At 62.1% G+C, this 17,306-nt stretch carries 12 protein-coding genes; 2 read left to right on the top strand and 10 right to left on the bottom strand.

All coding sequences use genetic code 11. The features are described 5' to 3' along the window. The 4 genes from U9R80_RS12330 to U9R80_RS12315 form a co-directional block, all read right to left on the bottom strand. Window positions 1-342 carry a hypothetical protein gene (locus tag U9R80_RS12330; RefSeq protein WP_301842275.1) on the bottom strand — a complete coding sequence of 114 codons (342 nt, stop codon included), beginning with the start codon at window positions 340-342 and terminating at the stop codon, window positions 1-3. Continuing rightward, a complete protein-coding gene (locus U9R80_RS12325; protein ID WP_301842272.1) occupies window positions 339-1,646 on the bottom strand; it encodes a spinster family MFS transporter in 1,308 nt (435 codons plus the stop codon). The genes U9R80_RS12330 and U9R80_RS12325 overlap by 4 nt, the downstream gene beginning before the upstream one ends. 329 nt (window positions 1,647-1,975) lie before the next feature. Then, the gene (locus U9R80_RS12320; RefSeq protein ID WP_301842271.1) at window positions 1,976-2,872 is read right to left on the bottom strand and encodes a LysR substrate-binding domain-containing protein; all 897 of its coding nucleotides are present in this window, start codon (window positions 2,870-2,872) and stop codon (window positions 1,976-1,978) included. An 84-nt stretch (window positions 2,873-2,956) separates the two neighbouring features. Further along, window positions 2,957-4,009 carry a hybrid-cluster NAD(P)-dependent oxidoreductase gene (locus U9R80_RS12315; RefSeq protein ID WP_301842269.1) on the bottom strand — a complete coding sequence of 351 codons (1,053 nt, stop codon included), beginning with the start codon at window positions 4,007-4,009 and terminating at the stop codon, window positions 2,957-2,959. Window positions 4,010-4,261: 252 nt separating this feature from the next. On the opposite strand from U9R80_RS12315, the gene U9R80_RS12310 reads away from it, so the two are divergent. Then, on the top strand, window positions 4,262-5,497 hold the full coding sequence (locus U9R80_RS12310) for an aromatic ring-hydroxylating oxygenase subunit alpha (protein ID WP_301842268.1): 1,236 nt from the start codon (window positions 4,262-4,264) through the stop codon (window positions 5,495-5,497). Between the two features lie 59 nt (window positions 5,498-5,556). Here U9R80_RS12310 and U9R80_RS12305 read toward each other — a convergent pair whose 3' ends face one another. Together U9R80_RS12305 and U9R80_RS12300 are read right to left on the bottom strand one after the other, a co-directional pair. Beyond that, complete coding sequence (locus U9R80_RS12305; protein ID WP_301842267.1) at window positions 5,557-6,849, bottom strand: carbohydrate porin; 1,293 nt, start codon at window positions 6,847-6,849, stop codon at window positions 5,557-5,559. 969 nt (window positions 6,850-7,818) lie between these two features. Continuing rightward, window positions 7,819-10,254 carry a membrane-bound PQQ-dependent dehydrogenase, glucose/quinate/shikimate family gene (locus tag U9R80_RS12300; RefSeq protein WP_301843423.1) on the bottom strand — a complete coding sequence of 812 codons (2,436 nt, stop codon included), beginning with the start codon at window positions 10,252-10,254 and terminating at the stop codon, window positions 7,819-7,821. A 586-nt stretch (window positions 10,255-10,840) separates the two neighbouring features. On the opposite strand from U9R80_RS12300, the gene U9R80_RS12295 reads away from it, so the two are divergent. Continuing rightward, on the top strand, window positions 10,841-12,817 hold the full coding sequence (locus U9R80_RS12295; protein ID WP_301843424.1) for an alkyl/aryl-sulfatase: 1,977 nt from the start codon (window positions 10,841-10,843) through the stop codon (window positions 12,815-12,817). A 191-nt stretch (window positions 12,818-13,008) separates the two neighbouring features. Here U9R80_RS12295 and U9R80_RS12290 read toward each other — a convergent pair whose 3' ends face one another. From U9R80_RS12290 to U9R80_RS12275, 4 genes are all read right to left on the bottom strand, one after another. Further along, window positions 13,009-14,340 (bottom strand): MFS transporter, encoded by a 1,332-nt coding sequence (locus U9R80_RS12290; RefSeq protein ID WP_301843425.1) that lies wholly within the window; start codon window positions 14,338-14,340, stop codon window positions 13,009-13,011. A gap of 75 nt (window positions 14,341-14,415) precedes the next feature. After that, a complete protein-coding gene (locus U9R80_RS12285) occupies window positions 14,416-15,357 on the bottom strand; it encodes an electron transfer flavoprotein subunit alpha/FixB family protein (protein ID WP_324805053.1) in 942 nt (313 codons plus the stop codon). Next, the gene (locus U9R80_RS12280; RefSeq protein ID WP_301843436.1) at window positions 15,354-16,106 is read right to left on the bottom strand and encodes an electron transfer flavoprotein subunit beta/FixA family protein; all 753 of its coding nucleotides are present in this window, start codon (window positions 16,104-16,106) and stop codon (window positions 15,354-15,356) included. The genes U9R80_RS12285 and U9R80_RS12280 overlap by 4 nt, the downstream gene beginning before the upstream one ends. 52 nt (window positions 16,107-16,158) lie before the next feature. Continuing rightward, entirely contained in the window at window positions 16,159-17,301 is a 1,143-nt protein-coding gene (locus tag U9R80_RS12275) for an acyl-CoA dehydrogenase family protein (protein WP_301843435.1), read from the bottom strand. Window positions 17,302-17,306: the final 5 nt, after the last annotated feature.

Raw genomic sequence — 17,306 nt, 5'->3', positions numbered from 1 at the left:
TCACGCCTGCGGCGGGGTGATGACGAAGAACACCTTCGCCTGTGAGCCGAAGTACTTCACCGCCGTGTTCCTGGGAATTCGCAGGGTGGTCTCGGGGCCGCCCTCGAAACGTTCGCCGGATTCCAGCTCAAAGCCGAAAGTGCCTTCGAGCACGATCAGCACCTCGTCGTAGTTCAGGGTCTTGTACGGTGACTCGTCACCGTCCCAGCGGGCGAAGCCGGCCAGTAGCGGCCCCTCGTCATCCTCGGGGATGGACCAGCCCATCTCGACCCGTGAATTGCCGGAGAGCGGGCGCTGGCTGTAGAGCACCTGTGCCGCGTTGACGCGCAGTGGCTGGTTCATCGTGTTTCCCTTTTCATGTGACGGGCGCAGGCCCAGTAGTGATAGGTCGCCCAGAAGCCGGTGAAGGCGCAGCCCAGCAGCACGTAGCGCAGCGACTCCTGGGGATTGCCCAGGCGTGGCGCGACCACGTCCGACAGCAGGCCCACCAGCTGCGGGGCGATTGCCAGATTGGCGATGTTGGCGGTGAACAGCAGGATCGCCGAGCCCTTGGCGCGCATGCCGGCGGGATAGAGGTTCTGCAGCAGGCCAATGGAGGGGCCGATGTAGATGTAGGTGATGGGCACGAACAGCCACAGCAGCACATGGGCCAGCTCCAGCCGGGTGGTGGCGAACAGGGCGATGGAGAACAGCGTGCCCAGCAGCGTGGTCCAGGCCACGAAGCTGGATTGCTGGTACATGGCCTTGCTGCGCAGCAGCAGCATCACCAGCACGGTGATGACCATCATGGCGGTGCCGGCGATGCCATGGATCGGGCCGAGCATGGCGCCCGCCTCGCCCACGGTCATCGAGTAGGTGCGCACCAGGAACGAGGTGGCCCACCAGAGAATGCCCCAGCCCCAGAAGGTCACGACCGTGGCCCCGGCGATCAGGTGAAACAGCGCGCGGTGCCGGAGCGTGTAGCGCAGCGCCTGGCGAAAACTGGTGGCATCGCTGTCGCGCGGCTCGCCCTCGTCATGCACCCGCTTTGGCTCGCGGATGCACAGCCACACCAGCAGGGCGAACGGCAGCCCGCACAGGCCGAACACCAACAGCGTGGTGCGCCAGCCGTAGACGTCGTTCAGGTAACCCGCGCCCGACGCGCCGAACCAGGCGCCGACACTGGCACCGATGCCGTAGACCGACAGGGCGAAGGCGCGCAACTTGGGACGGAACTTGTCGGCAATGATCGAGTGACTGGGCGGGGTTCCGCCCGCCTCGCCGACACCGACGCCGACACGGGCCAGCAGCAATTGCCAGAAATTGCTGCTAAGGCCGCAGAGCACGGTCATCGCCGACCATACCGCCACCGCCGTACCGATCATGCGTTTGCGGTTGGTGCGGTCGGCCAGAGCGCCCAGCGGCAGGCCGGCAGCGACATAAAAGATCGCCAGGGCCACGCCGGTGAGAAAGCCCACCGAGGCATCGCTGAGCTGGAACTCGTGCTTGATCGGTTCGATCAGGGTGGAAAGAACATAGCGGTCGGCGATATTGATCGCGTACACCGCGGTCAGGATGAAAAGCGTGGTCCAGGCGCCGGAACTGGCAACCACGGACGAACTACTGGGCGACAGAGCGCCGCTGATACTGTTCGACTGCACGGACATGTAGACCTCCAGCCGCTCGGCGCGCCAGGGCGACGCCGCGAGCTTTTTTATTGTTTGCGGGGCGAATGGGTAGCAGTGCAAGCGGCGCAATCAGCCTGATCGTCTGTGGTGCTCGGCAGCGGCGTGGCCGCATAGGCGGTGCGACTTCATGGAGTTCCCTCGTGCGTTGTTCTTGTTGGAAGGGATGGCTGCGGGTTTCGCAGACAGGTCCAACATACGCGGGGCTCCGGGGCGGCAAAAGCGCAATATATGCCTGCGCTGCATGCGTCTGGCGCATGCAGATTCAAAGGGAAGGCGGCAGTTGCGAAGTTTGCCTGAAGAAACGCCTGTCAGCCGCCAGGAGGGGAAGCGGCGATCCAGTCCCACAGGGTTTGCGCCATCGGCTGCAGATCGCGGGACGCGGGACAGGCGATGTATTCACCCTGCCCGGTCTTCAGGGTTTCCTCGCAGGCCCGGCACAGCCGCTGGCTGTGGAACTCGTCGGGCAATGCCTCGGCCCAGGCCAATGCGACGCCCTCGCCGGCCAGCGCCGCCTTGATCGCCAGCTCGTAGCTGGAGACGCGAATGATCGAGCCACGGTGCGGCTCCTGACACCCCACCTGGCGCATCCACTGGCGGGTCGAAAGGGTCGCGGGGTCGTTGGACTCCAGCTCGATCAGGTCGCAGCGCGCCAGGTCGGCCAGCCCCTGGATCTGGTTGGCGGCGCGGAACTGCGGGGTGCAGACGGCGAAGATTGCTTCCTCGGCCAGGCGCTGGACGCGCAGGTCTTTCCACTGGCCGTCGCCGTAGAGGATGGCGAAATCGGTATCGGTGAAATCCAGCTTCAGGCGATCCTCCATGCCCACCACCCGCACGTTGATCTGCGGGTACAGCTTGCGAAAGCGGGACATCAGCGGGATGACCAGGTAGCTGGCGATGCCGGAACTGGCGCTGATGGACAGGCTCGGCGCCAGCGCGCTGTCGATCTGCTGCACCGCTTCCTTGATGCATTGCAGGCTCTGGGTCACCGCCCGGTACAGCACGGCGCCGCTGGCGGTGAGAATCACCTCGTTGCCCTTGCGCTCGAACAGCGGCGTGCCGAGGCTCTGTTCAAGGCGTTTGATCTGTTTGCTGATCGCGCTCTGGGTGAGATGCAGTTCGCTGGCCGCCCGGGTGAAGGTGCCCAGCCGCACCACCGCGTCGAAGGCCACGACGGCACTCAGGGGCGGCAGCTTCTTTGTGCTCATGGACGGTGTTCCCCCGGTCAGGCGCTGTATCGGAAGCGTCCGAGGGTAGCGGCAAACCTGCGGCCAGGCAATTTGCCGCGGCACTCAGCAATCGAGGATCACATCCCCCTGGGGGATACCGCAGCAGGACAGGACGTAGCCCTCGGCCAGCTCTTCCTCGCTGATACCGCCGTTGTGTGCCATCGCCACCTCGCCGTCCAGTTTCAACACCCGGCAGGTGCCGCACAGACCCATGCCACAGGCCTTGGGAATGTGTAGCCCGACCCGGCCTGCCGCCGCGTGCAGGGTTTCCCCCGCGGCGACGCGAACGCTGTGCCCGCTGCGGGAGAAGGTGACCTGGTGGCCGACACCGCTCCCCGACGACACGGGCGTCACCGGCGCGACGAAGGCTTCCTCGTGGTAGCGGCTCATGTCGAACCCTGCGTCCTGCAACATGTGCCTGACCGCCGTCATGTAGGGCGCCGGGCCGCAGCAGAAGACCTCCCGCTGGAGAAAATCGGCCGCCATCAGTTCGAGCATCGGCCGGGCGAAATAGCCGCGATAGCCGGACCAGGCTTCGCCTTGTGCGTCGCGCTCGCACACCAGGTGCAGCGTGAACGCCTGGCTGCGGGCGGCCATGCGCCGCAGTTCGTCGTGGAAGGGGATGTCCTTGGGCGTACGAGCACTGTGCACGAACACCACATCCACCGGCTCATGGGTGTCGAACAGCCAGCGGGCCATGGACATCACCGGGGTGATGCCGACGCCGCCGGAGAGCAGCAACACCTTGTCGGCGGGGAAGTCGATGACATTGAACTGCCCCGCCGGGCCGTGGACGACCAGCGCGTCGCCCGCCTTCAGGTGATCGTGCAGCCAGTTCGACACCTTGCCGCCCGGCACGCGCTTGATGGTCAGGGAAAAGCTGTACGGCTGCGACGGCGAACTGCTGAGCGTGTAGGAACGCATGAGCTGTTCACCCTCGATTTCCAGCGCCAGGGTGACGAACTGCCCGGGCTTGAAGGAGAACAGCGTCGGGGCTTCGGCCTTGAAGCAGAAGGTCCGAACGTCATGGGTTTCCTCGACGATGGCGACGCAGCGGACGGCATGCCGGCCATTGCTCCAGATCCGCGAAGGGGTGGGTTGCACGAAAGTATTCATATCGGTCCCGCTGGTTATTGTTGTTCTGCCGCAGAGGCTGCGAGCCCGAGTATCGAGGGGTTGCGCCGGGCGCCGCAAAGGATGTTTCGGCATGGGCCGGTGCCACCGTGGAATGGCCCCGGATACCCATGAAAAAAGGAATGGCGGTCATGCCGGAGTTTCGTTTGGCGGCCCCCCCGGCCCTGCCCTATAAGAACCCCGGCCACCCATAACAACACGCCCGAACGGGCGACACCCGATGAGGAACCGCACATGGCAGGCTGCAGCCACGGCACCACCCCGACCGACTTTCCCTTCACTGCGCTGGCCGATCTCTACGGCCAGTGCCAGCGCGGCCATACCTTGCCGCAGGCGCTGTACACCTCCCAGGCCGTGTTCGATTTCGAGATGAAAGCGGTCTTCGCCCGCGCCTGGCTGCAGGCCGGGCACCTGGCCGAAGTGCCCCGGGTCGGCGACTACATCACCGTGCAACTGGGCAAGACCTCGGTGGTGATCATCCGCGAAGCGGAAAGCTCGGTCCGTGCCTACTTCAACACCTGCCGTCACCGTGGCGCGCTGATCTGCACCGCCGACAAGGGCTCGGCGCGGCGCCTGGTCTGCCCCTATCACCAGTGGACCTACGACCTCAAAGGCAACCTGCTCTTCGCCCGCAACATGCCCGCCGACTTCGACCCGGGCCGGCACAGCCTGATGCCGGTCCATTGCGAAGTGGTGGCCGGGGTGATCTTCATCGCCCTGTCGGACGACGTGCCCGACTTCGGCGAGTTTCGCCGGGCACTCGAACCGATGCTGTCCCCCCACGACCTGGAGAACGCCAAGGTCGCCCATGCAGCGGTGCTGCCCGAGCACGCCAACTGGAAACTGGTGATGGAAAACGGCCGCGAGTGCTACCACTGCAGCGCGCGGCATCCCGAGCTGCTGTCCTCCTTCCGCGACCCCACCGAGGACGACTACTTCGACGGCCAGCCGCAATGGATGCTGGACTTTGAGGCGACCTGCCATGCCAACGGGCTGATCAATGGCCCGGCCGAGGGTGCCTGGTTCGACATCCTGCGCTTCCCGATCAAGGACGGCGTCCATTCCCTGACCCTGGATGGCCGTCTGGCCTGCACGAAGCTGTTGATTCCGGGCGGCGAAGGCAATATCGGCACCCTGCGCTGGGCCACCGAACCGAGCGCGTTCAGCCATGCGCTGCGGGACCACGCCTTCACCTTCGAGGCCTGGCCGATCGACGCCGGCACCACCCACGTGCGCGGTAAATGGCTGGTGCACAAGGACGCGCAGGAAGGTCGCGACTACGATGTGGCCCACCTCACCGCGCTCTGGAACGCCACCAACGAGCAGGACAAGTGGCTGGCAGAAAACAACTTCCTCGGCGTGCAGGGCGCCGGGTATGTGCCGGGGCCCTATTCAGAAAATGACGAAAAGAAGGTCATCGACTTCGTTGACTGGTACCTCGATACGGTCGAGCGCTACCTGCGACCTTGACGCAGTGAGGTGAGGCGCCAGGCCTGATTCAACTCAGGCCTGGGGCTGGCAATTGCGTTCTAGAACGTCGCTTTGATCTGCAAGCCTGCGGCCAGGGCATTGCCTCGGCTCTTGCCGAAGAACGCACCCGGCTCGATGTAGTACTGCAGATCGGGACGCACCATCAGCCAAGGCGTGACTTGCGCGCCATAGTTGAGCTCCAGCATCTGCTCGCCGTTGTCGAGGCCAGCGATCATGTCGTATTCGCCGGGGTTGCTCGCCGCCGCTTCCTGCACGTCCCGCGTGCGCGGGTTGAGTACGGCACGGCCATAGCCGAAGGAGATGGTGTCGTTCGGGCGACTGGCAAACGGCTTCTGCTTGACCAGCCCTAGCGAGTACCAGCGACGCATCGGCGAGGTCTGCGCGTTGCTGGTAGCCGCCTGGCCAAAGAGGCGCAGCACGCTTTGCGGGTCTTGCTCATCCCTCCAGATTGCCTGGTCCATCAACACGTATGCGCCGGTGCGGTTATTGCTTTTTTCTGTGCTGCCAATTTTCGGGGCGTTGGAGGTGTCGTAGTACCAACCGACTTTGTATTGGCCATCCAGGAAGGCGTCGTTATTGAAGATCGCTTCCAGTGGCAAAATTGCGCCGGTCGTACCGTTGCTGGGCATGGCGAAGGCTTTGGAGGAGCGCATGTTGTACTCCGGGTTGACCTGGAATACAGCCGTCTGCAGTGTCAGTGCGGGGCTTACGTCGTAACGCAGCTCCCCTCCCCAATGGGCCGTCGGGTAATTGCCCCAGCCACTGCCGCTACCCATGGTCAGCGGGTGCGCACAGAAGCCGGCGCTGACAAAGTTGGCCAGGATGGGCATGCCGCCAAACTCGGTGCCCATCACCATGAAGCCGACCTTGGTCGACACGTCGGGTGAAAACAGCGTGCGCTGATAGCTGAACTCGGTCAGTCGGGTGTACTGGCCGCCGTAGTTTTCTTGCGCTGACAGGCGGTTGCCGAGCAAGTCTTCAGTAGCGCTGTGCCCGCGACGGTCATTGACGATGATCTGCACCCGCCCGGCATCAGGGGTGTCGAGTAATTTGCTCAGGTCGAACTGTGCGCCAATGCGTATTTGTTGCGCATAGCGGGTGCCGCGCTTGATCCCGCCGTGCAGGTTGGAAATCGTTTCAGAACTGTAGTCACCGCTCAGCTTGATCCCCGCGTCGGCCAGCTTCTGGCGTTCGCCACCCCAGTCGCCGGTGAGTGTCGAACGGCTCATCAGATCGGAGGTGTCAGCCTGTGCTGAGGACGGGGGCAAGAGAAATAGCGACAGACCGCTGCACAGGCTGCTGGTCAGCAGTGCGCGGAAAGAAAAAGACATTCGGGAGGTGCTCCATTGCAAAGAGGTGGATGGCGCAAAAATAAGGTTGATCACGGATTGTCGGGAACGTTTGGCTAGGCTGGCTTGGGCGGTGGCGGTGGCGGTGGCGGTGGCGGTGGCGGTGGCGAGTTGATCCATTTTGTGTGGTGGGGCCACTGGCCCCTTCCGCCCTTACGGCGGCTTACTTTTTTTCAGTCGAAAAAAAAAGTAAGCAAAAAATTCTTGCCCCACCAGGGGCCCTACGCTTCGCTCCGGGTCCCCTCGCTACGGTGTCGCTACGGGGCATTGCGAGCTACGACTTGCTTCGCCAAGTCTACGCTTCGCAACTTCGGCATTCGCCGAAGGCGCTGCGCGCTAGCCCCTCCACGACACCTACGCTCGGCCCTTCTGGTTAACGGGGCCGGTGGATCAAGATCAAGAGCACAATTCGCTGCGCTCTTGCTTTTGGACCCCGGTGAATCAGTAGGCACCGCTTTTTTGCTTTTGATCTTTTGCTTTTGATCTTTTGCTTTTGATCTTGCTTTTGATCTACCTGCCCCGTTAACCAGAAGGGCCGAGCGGAGGTGTTGCGAAGGGGTGAGTGCGAAGCACCTTCGGCGTTAGCCGAAGTCGCGAGACGTAGACTTGGCGAAGCAAGTCGTAGGCCGCGATACCCCGTAGCGACACCGGAGAGAGGGGACCCGTAGCGAAGCGTAGGGCCCCTGGTGGGGCGAGAATTTTTTGCTTACTTTTTTTTTCGACTGAAAAAAAGTAAGGCGCCGTAAGGGCGCAAAGGTGACTCAGCGCCGCCTTGGCAAATGGATAAGCCCGCAGCACTAAAATCCACAAATCCACAAATCCACAAATCCACAAATCCACAAATCCACAAATCCACAAATCCACAAAGAACATCAAACCCGTAAATCCGTGAAGAACCAAAAGTAACCCCCGTAAACGGGGATTACTGTTTAAACAACGTCAGCCGAAGCGTTACTTGCTAACACTGTCGGGCAGCGCATAAGCAATGATGTAATCGCCTACATCAGGCGAATGGCTCATGCCACCGGCGGAGATCACCACATACTGCTTCCCTGTCGTGGGCGACTTGTAGATCAGCGGGGCCGCCACAGCGCCCACTGGCAAGCGCGCTTTCCACACCTCCTTGCCTGTTGCCGAGTCGAGTGCACGCAGGTAGTAATCCTGGGTACCGGCAAAGAACACCAGGCCGGACGCCGTCGAGGTTGGACCGCCGAGTGTCGGCATACCCAGCGGGATCGGCATTTTTGTCTTGATACCCAGCGGTCCGGTGTCCTGGACGGTTCCCAACGGAACCTGCCAGACCAGCTTCTGCGTATTCAGGTCAATCGCACTCATGCTGCCGAACGGTGGGTTGTTGCACGGCACGCCCAGTGGCGACTGCAGAATGTCGATTCTGACACCACCATAGATGCCAGCGACTTGCGGACGAATAGTCCCCATGAAACCCGGCACTTCATCAGTCGACACTTTGAATTTCTTGGTGTTTTCCTGGGTGACCAAGGACATTCGCAGCGGCACACGCATGTCATTGACGAACATCATGCCGGTGTTCTCGTCGATGGAGATGCCACCCCAGTTCATGCCACCCAACAAGCCGGGCCATTCGATGTATGGCTTTTCAGTAGGCGGCGTGAATGGACCCACATAGACCGAGTCCTTGAACATGATCCGGCAATACAGTTGGTCGAAGGTGCTCACACCCCACATCGACGCTTCAGTCAGTGGTTCGGCACCAATGACCGGCATACCCACGGAGTACGGCTGCGTCGGCGACAGGTGCTCGCCTTCTGCCGCTGGCGAGGTCGGCACCGGACGCTCCTGAACTTCGGTAACCGGTTTGCCGGTACGGCGATCCAGCACAAAGATATGACCGGTCTTGGTGGTCTGGATCAAGACCGGGGTTTTCTCGCCCTGGGCGTTCTTCATGTCATAAAGAACCGGCTGCGACGGCAGATCGTAGTCCCACACATCGTGGTGGACCATCTGGTAGACCCATTTGGCCTTGCCTGTCGAAGCGTCGACGGCGACGACTGCCGAGCCGTACTTTTCCTTGACCTGGTTACGATCACCGCCCCAATAGTCCGGCGGACCGTTGCCGGTTGGCAGGTACACCAGGTTAAGCGCTTTGTCGTAGGTAGGAATGGTCCAGACGTTCGGCGTTTCGAGCGTGAACTGGTGATCGGCGGCAGCAGCATCTGCGCGCTCGGGCGCACCGACATCCCAGGCCCACACCAACGCACCGGTCAGCACATCGAAGGCACGCACAGCGCCAGAGGGCTCGTTTGCCACGATATCGCGCACCCAGCCACCCACGACCGTCAGGTGGCCCATGACCACCGGCAGCGAGGTTGGGTGATAGCGTTTGCTGTTCTCTGTCGGGCCCATGCCTTTCTTGAGATCGACATAGCCGCTGTCGCCAAAGCTCGGGCAAAGGTTACCGGTATGCGCATCGAGCGCGAACAGGCGGGCATCCACCGACGACACCAGAATGCGCTGGCGGCATTGCTGCTCATTGCCGTAAGCGGCCTTGACCTCGGCGCCGAGGCTGTCGTCCTTGTCGATGTCGTAGTAACCGACGCCGCGGCACGTAACGTGCTCTTCGCTTCTAGCCTGCGGATCGAACTTCCAGAGGGGCTTGCCGGTGTCACCATCGAGCGCGGTGATCAGGTTTTCCGGCGTGCACGAGTACAAAACACTGCCGATCTGCAGCGGGGTGTTTTCGTCCACGCCTGCGCCTGCGCCAGTGGTTCTGCGGCCCGTTCTGTACGTCCAGGCAACTTGCAGCTCGTTAACGTTTTCCGGGGTGATTTGCGTGTAGGGCGCAAACCGTGTTCCCGACGCATTGCGGCCAAAGAACTCCCAGTTTTCCGGCGCCGACGATTGCGCCTCGGGTGCGGACGCACCAGTTGCGGCAACCGGGTTGGAGATCGTACCGTGCGGGAAAAACGCCGCAACGAAGGTGGCGATCAGCCCCAGGAACACGGCAAAACCAGAACGGTTAGCCAGGCGCTGCGTGCGCAACGACGTGCCAGCAAGCGCTGCGCTAACCCACAGACTGAGCGTCAGGATAACGGCCGGGACGACCAGGCGTGGAAGCAGTTGCCAGTAACTGAACTGGCGTACTTCGTAGAACGCCCAGACGCAAGTGGCCAGGAATATAACGACAGACAGCACAAGGCCACTTCGCTTCTGGAGCAGATAAAGTGCGGCCAACAGCAAATAAGCCAAGCCCGCGAACAGGTAATAACTTGATCCACCCAGGGCAAGCAATTTGCCCCCGCCGTAGATCAACGCAAGCGATACGATAAAGACCAGCAAGGAAAACAGCACCCTCGCAATATTGCTGATTGAGCGTCTTCCCGTGCGGGAAAGCGTGTCATCCGTCATAAGTAAATATGCCTTAAAGGTGAAATACAGAACGGCGCCCACGGTGAGTGAGCACACCGGCGAAAAGGGCCGTACGCCCCGTATCTGGCTAAGCGTGGTTAGTTCAAATTCCCTCTGCACTACCCTGCCGAAGGCAAGTCAGCTTGAAAGATCAGCGACGCACATTACCGCCACTAGGGTGAAGGCCCGGGTACGGACATTAGTTGGCTGTACCCCGATAGTCTGGAAGCGAAACTCAACGCGAGTTCGTTATGCAGGCGCATATCAACAAAGCCTCTATCCATTCAGTGTCGTGCAGAGGCGGCTAAATGCGGGGGATAGTTTATCGCGATGCTTTTTCCGGATATGCCCAAAAGTCTGGAAAACAATATTGATGAATCAGTAACAATCGAAGACTGGCTTCAGCCCAGCCAACGCGCGATCTATCACGCGCGGCCGCAATGACATGCAAGACGCAAACGACGCGTATGGTTCGTTCGATCTACTGCCATTGCCCACCCCGTCCTTTAGTGTGCAGCGTCCAAGACCTGCGACATCAAGTTGGGTGAACACACCCGTTACGCATAACAATAACCAAGGTGGAGTCATGAAATACGTCTTCAAACCCCTGTTGCTGGCCGCCGCAATCGCAGCCATCAACAGCCCGGTGCTGTACGCAACCGAAGCGGCCATCAACCAACCGGCCTCAAGCCAAACGATCAGCAGCAACAAGGCAGTGCTGAGCCGGTTGCCCTTTACCGATCGCGCCGACTACGAGTCAGTCGGTCGCGGTTTGATCGCCGCGTTTGACGGACAGATCAAGCGCACCGACGGCAAGATCATCTGGGACACCACGGCTTATCGGTTCCTCAACAACGACACGGTGCCAGACAGTGTCAACCCGAGCCTGTGGCGCCTGGGCCAGTTGAACAGCCATGCCGGCCTGTTCCAGGTCGCCGAGCGCATTTACCAGTTGCGCGGGATGGACGTCTCGAACATGACCGTGATCGAAGGTGATCAGGGCCTGATCATCATCGACCCGCTGACCGCCTCCGAAACCGCACGTGTCGCCCTGGAGCTGTACTACCAGCACCGCCCGAAAAAGCCGGTGGTTGCCGTGATCTACAGCCACAGTCATGCCGACCACTTTGGCGGCGTCAAGGGCATTGTCGAGGACGCCGACGTGAAGTCGGGCAAGGTGAAAATCTACGCGCCCAGTGGCTTCATGGAACATGCGGTGAGCGAGAACATTTTCGCCGGCACCGCCATGAGCCGTCGTGCCCTGTATCAGTTCGGCAGCCTGCTGCCGCGCGGTGAAAAGGGCCAGGTCGATGCCGGCATGGGCAAAGCGACCCCCTCTGGCGGCACGTTCACGCTGATCGCGCCCACCGTGTCGATCAAAGACCCTTACGAAACCCACCGCATTGACGGGGTCGATGTCGAGTTCCAGCTGACCCCCGGCACCGAAGCACCGTCCGAGATGAACCTGTACCTGCCGCAGCTGCGCGCCTTGTGCATGTCTGAGAACACCACGCAGATGATGCACAACATCCTCACCCCGCGCGGCGCCCTGGTGCGCGATGCCAAGGCCTGGGCCCAGTACATCGATGCAAGCCTGGAGCGCTACGGCGACAAGACCGACGTCATGTTCGTCTCGCACAACTGGCCAACCTGGACCGGCGAGCGCGTGCGTACCCTGCTTGCCGACCAGCGTGACATGTATGCCTTCCTCAACGACCGCACCCTGCATCTGCTGAACCAGGGCCTGACGCCAGCGGAAATTGCCCAGGACATGCAGAAACTGCCGGGCGAGCTGGAGAACAAGTGGTACACCCGCGGCTACTACGGCTCCCTGAGCCACAACTCGCGGGCCGTGTACCAGCGCTACCTTGGCTACTACGACGGCAACCCGGCAAACCTCAACCCACTGCCGCCAGAACAGGCCGCCGAGCACTGGGTGAAAGCCCTGGGTGGCCTTGCACCGGCCATGGAGAAAATGAAAGAGGCACTGGCCAACGGCGAGTACCGCTGGGCGGTGCAACTGGGCAACAACCTGGTGTTCTCCGCCCCTGACAACAAAGAGGCTCGCGAACTTCAGGCCCGGGCCATGGAGCAGTTGGGCTATCAGAGCGAGAACGCGCTGTGGCGCAATATGTACCTGACCGGGGCCATGGAGCTGCGTCAGGGCGTGCCGCAATACCAGGGTGGCACCGCCTCCCCGGACATGATCCAGGCGATGTCGCCGTCCATGTTCTTCGATTACCTCGCCGTGCGCCTGGATTCGCAGAGGGCCCAAGGCCACGACATGACCTTGAACTGGGTGTTCAGCGACCTCAATCAGCCCTTTGCCCTGACCTTGCGTAACGGCGTGCTGACCCACCGTGCCGGCACCCAGAACCCGCAAGCTGCGCTCACCGTGACCATGAGCAAGGCCACGCTGGATAAGATCACCCTGCGCCAGTTGGACTTCCCGTCTGCCATCAAGCAAGGCGATATCCAGGTTCAGGGTGAAAGCAAAAAGCTCGGCGAACTACTGGGTATGCTCGATACCTTCTCGCCTTCGTTCAACATCGTCACCCCTTGAGGGCCAGTTCGCGGGGCATGTTGCCCCGCGATGCCGTTGCGCTTCCTTCGCGGGGCAAGCCCGCTCCTACCGGGGTTGTCGGCCTGCGCGCAGGACGTGATTTTGCGTGGGATCGGCTTGGGCCTGTGGGAGCGGGCTTGCCCCGCGATGCGATCTGACTGCCATATCACTGTCGCGGGGCAAGCCCTCTCCTACCGTGGGTCTGCCCGTTCCGTCAGTTGCCGTGCGGGTATCGCCAGCAGCAGGACCAGCACGCCGACGATCAATACAACGCCGATCAGTTCAAACGCCAGGTACAGATCGCCCGTCGCCGACTTGATCGCGCCCACCACAATCTGACTGACCACCCCCGCCAGGCCACCGATGCAACTGATCACCGCGATCCCTACCGGCGCGGCTGCAGGCGTGAGCAACGCCGGCGGAATGGTCCAGAACAGCGAAAGCGAGGTCATTGCCGCAGCCGCGCCGACACTCATCAACGCCACCGAGGCCACCAGGTTGCCTTGCGCCGGCTCCAGCAGAAAGAAGCAGGTTGCGCCCACCAGCACGGTGACTGCCACATGCCAGCGCCGCTCCAGACGCTTGTCGGAGCTGCGGGCCAGCAGGTACATGCCCACCAGCGCCAGCACGTAGGGAATGCTTGCCAGCATTCCAATGGTCTTGAGGTTATCCACGCCAAAGCCGCGTATCAGCGTGGGCATCCAGTACGACACGGTGTTGGAGCCGCTGTACAGGCAAAAGAACACCAGCCCCGCGATATACACCCGTGGGTTGCGCAGCACCTGGGCCAGGCTGGCATGGGTACTGCCGGCCGTTTGCCCCTGGGCCAGTGCGCTGGCCAGCAGCTGCTTCTCCTGGCGACTCAGCCACGTGGCATCGGCCGGTTTGTCGACCAGCCAGAACCAGCCAAACAAGCCCAGCAACATGGCTGGTACACCCTCGAGCACAAACAACACCTGCCAGTCCCGCAAGCCCATGAAGCCGCCGAAGTGGCTCATGATGTAGCCCGCCAGCGGCCCGCTGATGATCCCGGCGATCATCGCCGCCATGAGGAAAACCGCCGTGATGCGCGCTCGCAGCGCAGGTGGGAACCAGAAGGTAAGGTAGAGGATGACGCCCGGGAAGAATCCGGCCTCGGCAACCCCGAGCAGAAACCGTGCGGCAATCAGCTGCCCCGGCGTGGTGACAAAGGCCGTTGCCACGGTGACCGCCCCCCAGAGCACCATGATTCGGGTCAGCGTGGCGCGCGCGCCGATGCGCTGCAGGTACATGTTGCTCGGCACTTCAAAGAGGATGTAGCCCAGGTAGAAAATCCCCGCACCGATGCCGTAGGCCGCGTCGGTAAGGGCGATGTCTTCGGCCATGCGCAGCTTGGCAAAGGACACATTCAGGCGGTCGATGGTGTTGATGGCATAGGCCAGGAACAGGTACGGCAACAGGCGCAGGATGACTTTGCGGTACACCGCGCGGGTTTGCTGCTCATCCTGCTCGGCCGCGGCTGGCAGTACGACGGCATCATTCATGGAGCACTCCTTGGCTGACAGTTGCGCAGGCCGCCGACGTCGCAGACGCCAGCGGCCAAGGACGGGAACGTCGATTTAGAGAGAGGCTTGCAACTCGGGAACAGCGTCGAACAGGTCAGCCACCAGGCCGTAGTCGGCCACCTGGAAGATCGGGGCTTCTTCGTCCTTGTTGATCGCCACGATCACTTTGGAGTCCTTCATCCCCGCCAGGTGCTGGATCGCGCCGGAGATACCGACGGCGATGTACAGCCCGGGGGCAACGATCTTGCCGGTCTGACCGACCTGCATGTCGTTGGGTACGAAACCTGCGTCGACCGCAGCGCGCGAAGCGCCGACGGCAGCGCCGAGCTTGTCGGCCAGGGCGTACAGGTGCTTGAAGTTGTCGCCGTTCTGCATGCCGCGACCGCCGGAAACGACGATTTTGGCAGCGGTCAGCTCAGGACGATCGGACTTGGCCAGTTCTTCGCCGACGAACGCCGAGGTGCCAGCGTTGTGGGCAGCGGCAACGGCTTCAACCGCAGCCGAACCCCCTTCAGCGGCAACGGCATCGAAGCCGGTGGCGCGAACGGTGATGACCTTGACGGCAGCGTTCGATTGCACGGTAGCGATGGCGTTACCGGCGTAGATCGGGCGCTTGAAGGTGTCAGCCGATTCAACCGAGATGATCTCGGAGATCTGGTCGACGTCCAGCAGGGCAGCAACGCGCGGCAGGATGTTCTTGCCGTTGGAGGTGGCAGGTGCCAGCACGTGGCTGTAGCCTTTGCCCAGCTCAGCGACCAGCGCAGCAAGGTTCTCTGGCAGTTGGTGAGCGTAAGCGGCGTTATCGGCAACCAGGACCTTGGCAACGCCAGCGATGTTCGCTGCAGCTTCAGCTACACCCCCCACGTTCTGGCCTGCGACCAGCACGTGGATGTCGCCACCGATCCTGGCGGCAGCAGCCACCGTGTTCAGGGTGGCCGGGGCTACGGCAGTGTTTTCCCGACCTTGTAGAAGGTCAGCGATAACCAGGATTGTCATTGGATTACCTTCGCCTCGTTCTTTAGTTTCTCGACCAGTTCAGCCACCGACTTGACCTTGATCCCGGCACTGCGAGTCGCCGGCGCCTCTACTTTCAAGGTGGTCACGGTCGATGCCGTGCTGACACCGAGCGCTTGCGGGGTGACGATCTCCAGCGGCTTTTTCTTGGCCTTCATGATGTTCGGCAGCGACGCGTAGCGTGGCTCGTTCAGGCGCAGGTCGGTGGTGACCACCGCCGGCAGGTTCAGGGCAACCGTCTGCAGGCCACCGTCGATTTCACGGGTGACGTTGACCTTGTCGCCCGCGACCTCGACCTTGGAGGCAAAGGTACCCTGGGCAAAACCGCTCAGCGCCGCCAGCATCTGGCCGGTCTGGTTGTTGTCGCTGTCGATGGCCTGCTTGCCGAGGATCACCAACTGCGGTTGTTCTTTGTCGACCACAGCCTTGAGCAGCTTGGCCACGGCCAGGGAGCCCAGTTCATCGGCCGACTCCACCAGCACGGCGCGATCAGCGCCCAGTGCCAATGCAGTGCGCAGTTGCTCCTGCGCGGCGCCAGCGCCGACACAGACCACCACCACTTCACTGGCGACCCCCTGCTCTTTCAGGCGAACGGCCTCTTCCACGGCGATTTCGCAGAAGGGGTTGAGGGCCATTTTCACGTTGCTCAAGTCAACGCCACTGTTGTCCGCCTTGACGCGAACCTTGACGTTGAAATCGACTACGCGTTTGACGGCTACGAGGACTTTCATCACAGCACTCCAAAAGGCCGGGCCCGCAGGCCCGGCAAACAAGACGTCAGGCTCAGGCGACCTGCAGCAACCGGGCGTAGGCCTGCAAGTGATGATCATCGTCACCGAACTGGTGGCTGATCATCACCAGGTGCTTGGCATGGTGCGAAAGCACATACTCCTGGGTCAGGCCGATGCCGCCGTGCAGCTGGATAGCCTGTTCGCAGATGAAGCGGCCGGCGCGGGTGACCACGTACTTGGCTGCAGCCAGGGTACGGCTGCGTTCATCGCTGTCGGCCTGGTCGGCGGCGCAAGCGGCCAACATCGCCATGGAAGTGGCTTGATCCAGCTCCGAACGCATGTCCACCATGCGATGCTGCAAAACCTGGAAGCTGCCGATGGGCTGGCCGAACTGCTTGCGCGTCTTGAGGTAGTCCAGGGTCAGCGTGCAGGCTTCTTCCATGCTGCCCACCGCTTGTGCGCACTGCGCGGCGATGGCCCGGCCCTGCTGGTAACGCAGTGCACCGAACGCCTTGCCGGCCTGGCCGAGCAGTTTGTCGTTGGCCACAAAGACACCGTCGAGCAGCAACTCGCAGGCCTTCACACCGTCGATGGTGGGGTACACGCGACGTGTCACACCGGCCGCTTGTGGATCGACCAGGAACAGGCTGATGCCGTCTTCGTCACGGCCACCGCCGGCCGAACGGGCCGACACCAGGATCAGGCCAGCCGTTTGCCCGCCGATCACCACCGCCTTGTGGCCCGACAGGGTCCAGCCACCGTCCACGGCCTGGGCGCGGGTCTGTACATCGTTGAGGTGGTAGTGGCTCTGTGGCTCTTCAAAGGCCACGGCCAGTTGCAGTTGGGCACTGGCGACCTGGGTCAGCAGTTGATCCTTCTGCTGATCGCTGCCCAGTTGCTCGAGCAGGCCACCGGCAAAGATCACCGAATGCAGATAGGGTTCCAGGCACAGCCCGCGGCCGAGCTCGTTCATGACCAGCAGGGTGTCGACACCGCCGCCGCCAAAGCCGCCGAACGCTTCTCCAAAGGGTACCGCCGTCAGCCCCAGCTCACCCAGTTGCGCCCAGAACGCGTGGCTGAATCCCGCCTCGCTGGCGCGAAAGTTCTCGCGTTGTTCAAAGCCATAACCCTCGCGCACCAGACGGGCCACGGTGTCCTGCAGCATTTGCTGCTCTTCAGTCAATTTGAAATCCATGATCG

This window comes from Pseudomonas sp. JQ170C (assembly GCF_035581345.1).
Classification (GTDB): domain Bacteria; phylum Pseudomonadota; class Gammaproteobacteria; order Pseudomonadales; family Pseudomonadaceae; genus Aquipseudomonas.
The sequence above is the reverse complement of the archived record's forward strand: the minus strand, read 5'-3'. Positions and strand labels throughout refer to the sequence as shown.

Bases quoted from the DNA above. Each gene is read 5' to 3' on its own strand.
- U9R80_RS12330 (WP_301842275.1), bottom strand. From the start codon at position 342: ATGAACCAGCCACTGCGCGTCAACGCGGCACAGGTGCTCTACAGCCAG.
- U9R80_RS12325 (WP_301842272.1), bottom strand. From the start codon at position 1,646: ATGTCCGTGCAGTCGAACAGTATCAGCGGCGCTCTGTCGCCCAGTAGT.
- U9R80_RS12320 (WP_301842271.1), bottom strand. From the start codon at position 2,872: ATGAGCACAAAGAAGCTGCCGCCCCTGAGTGCCGTCGTGGCCTTCGAC.
- U9R80_RS12315 (WP_301842269.1), bottom strand. From the start codon at position 4,009: ATGAATACTTTCGTGCAACCCACCCCTTCGCGGATCTGGAGCAATGGC.
- U9R80_RS12310 (WP_301842268.1), top strand. From the start codon at position 4,262: ATGGCAGGCTGCAGCCACGGCACCACCCCGACCGACTTTCCCTTCACT.
- U9R80_RS12305 (WP_301842267.1), bottom strand. From the start codon at position 6,849: ATGTCTTTTTCTTTCCGCGCACTGCTGACCAGCAGCCTGTGCAGCGGT.
- U9R80_RS12300 (WP_301843423.1), bottom strand. From the start codon at position 10,254: ATGACGGATGACACGCTTTCCCGCACGGGAAGACGCTCAATCAGCAAT.
- U9R80_RS12295 (WP_301843424.1), top strand. From the start codon at position 10,841: ATGAAATACGTCTTCAAACCCCTGTTGCTGGCCGCCGCAATCGCAGCC.
- U9R80_RS12290 (WP_301843425.1), bottom strand. From the start codon at position 14,340: ATGAATGATGCCGTCGTACTGCCAGCCGCGGCCGAGCAGGATGAGCAG.
- U9R80_RS12285 (WP_324805053.1), bottom strand. From the start codon at position 15,357: ATGACAATCCTGGTTATCGCTGACCTTCTACAAGGTCGGGAAAACACT.
- U9R80_RS12280 (WP_301843436.1), bottom strand. From the start codon at position 16,106: ATGAAAGTCCTCGTAGCCGTCAAACGCGTAGTCGATTTCAACGTCAAG.
- U9R80_RS12275 (WP_301843435.1), bottom strand. From the start codon at position 17,301: ATGGATTTCAAATTGACTGAAGAGCAGCAAATGCTGCAGGACACCGTG.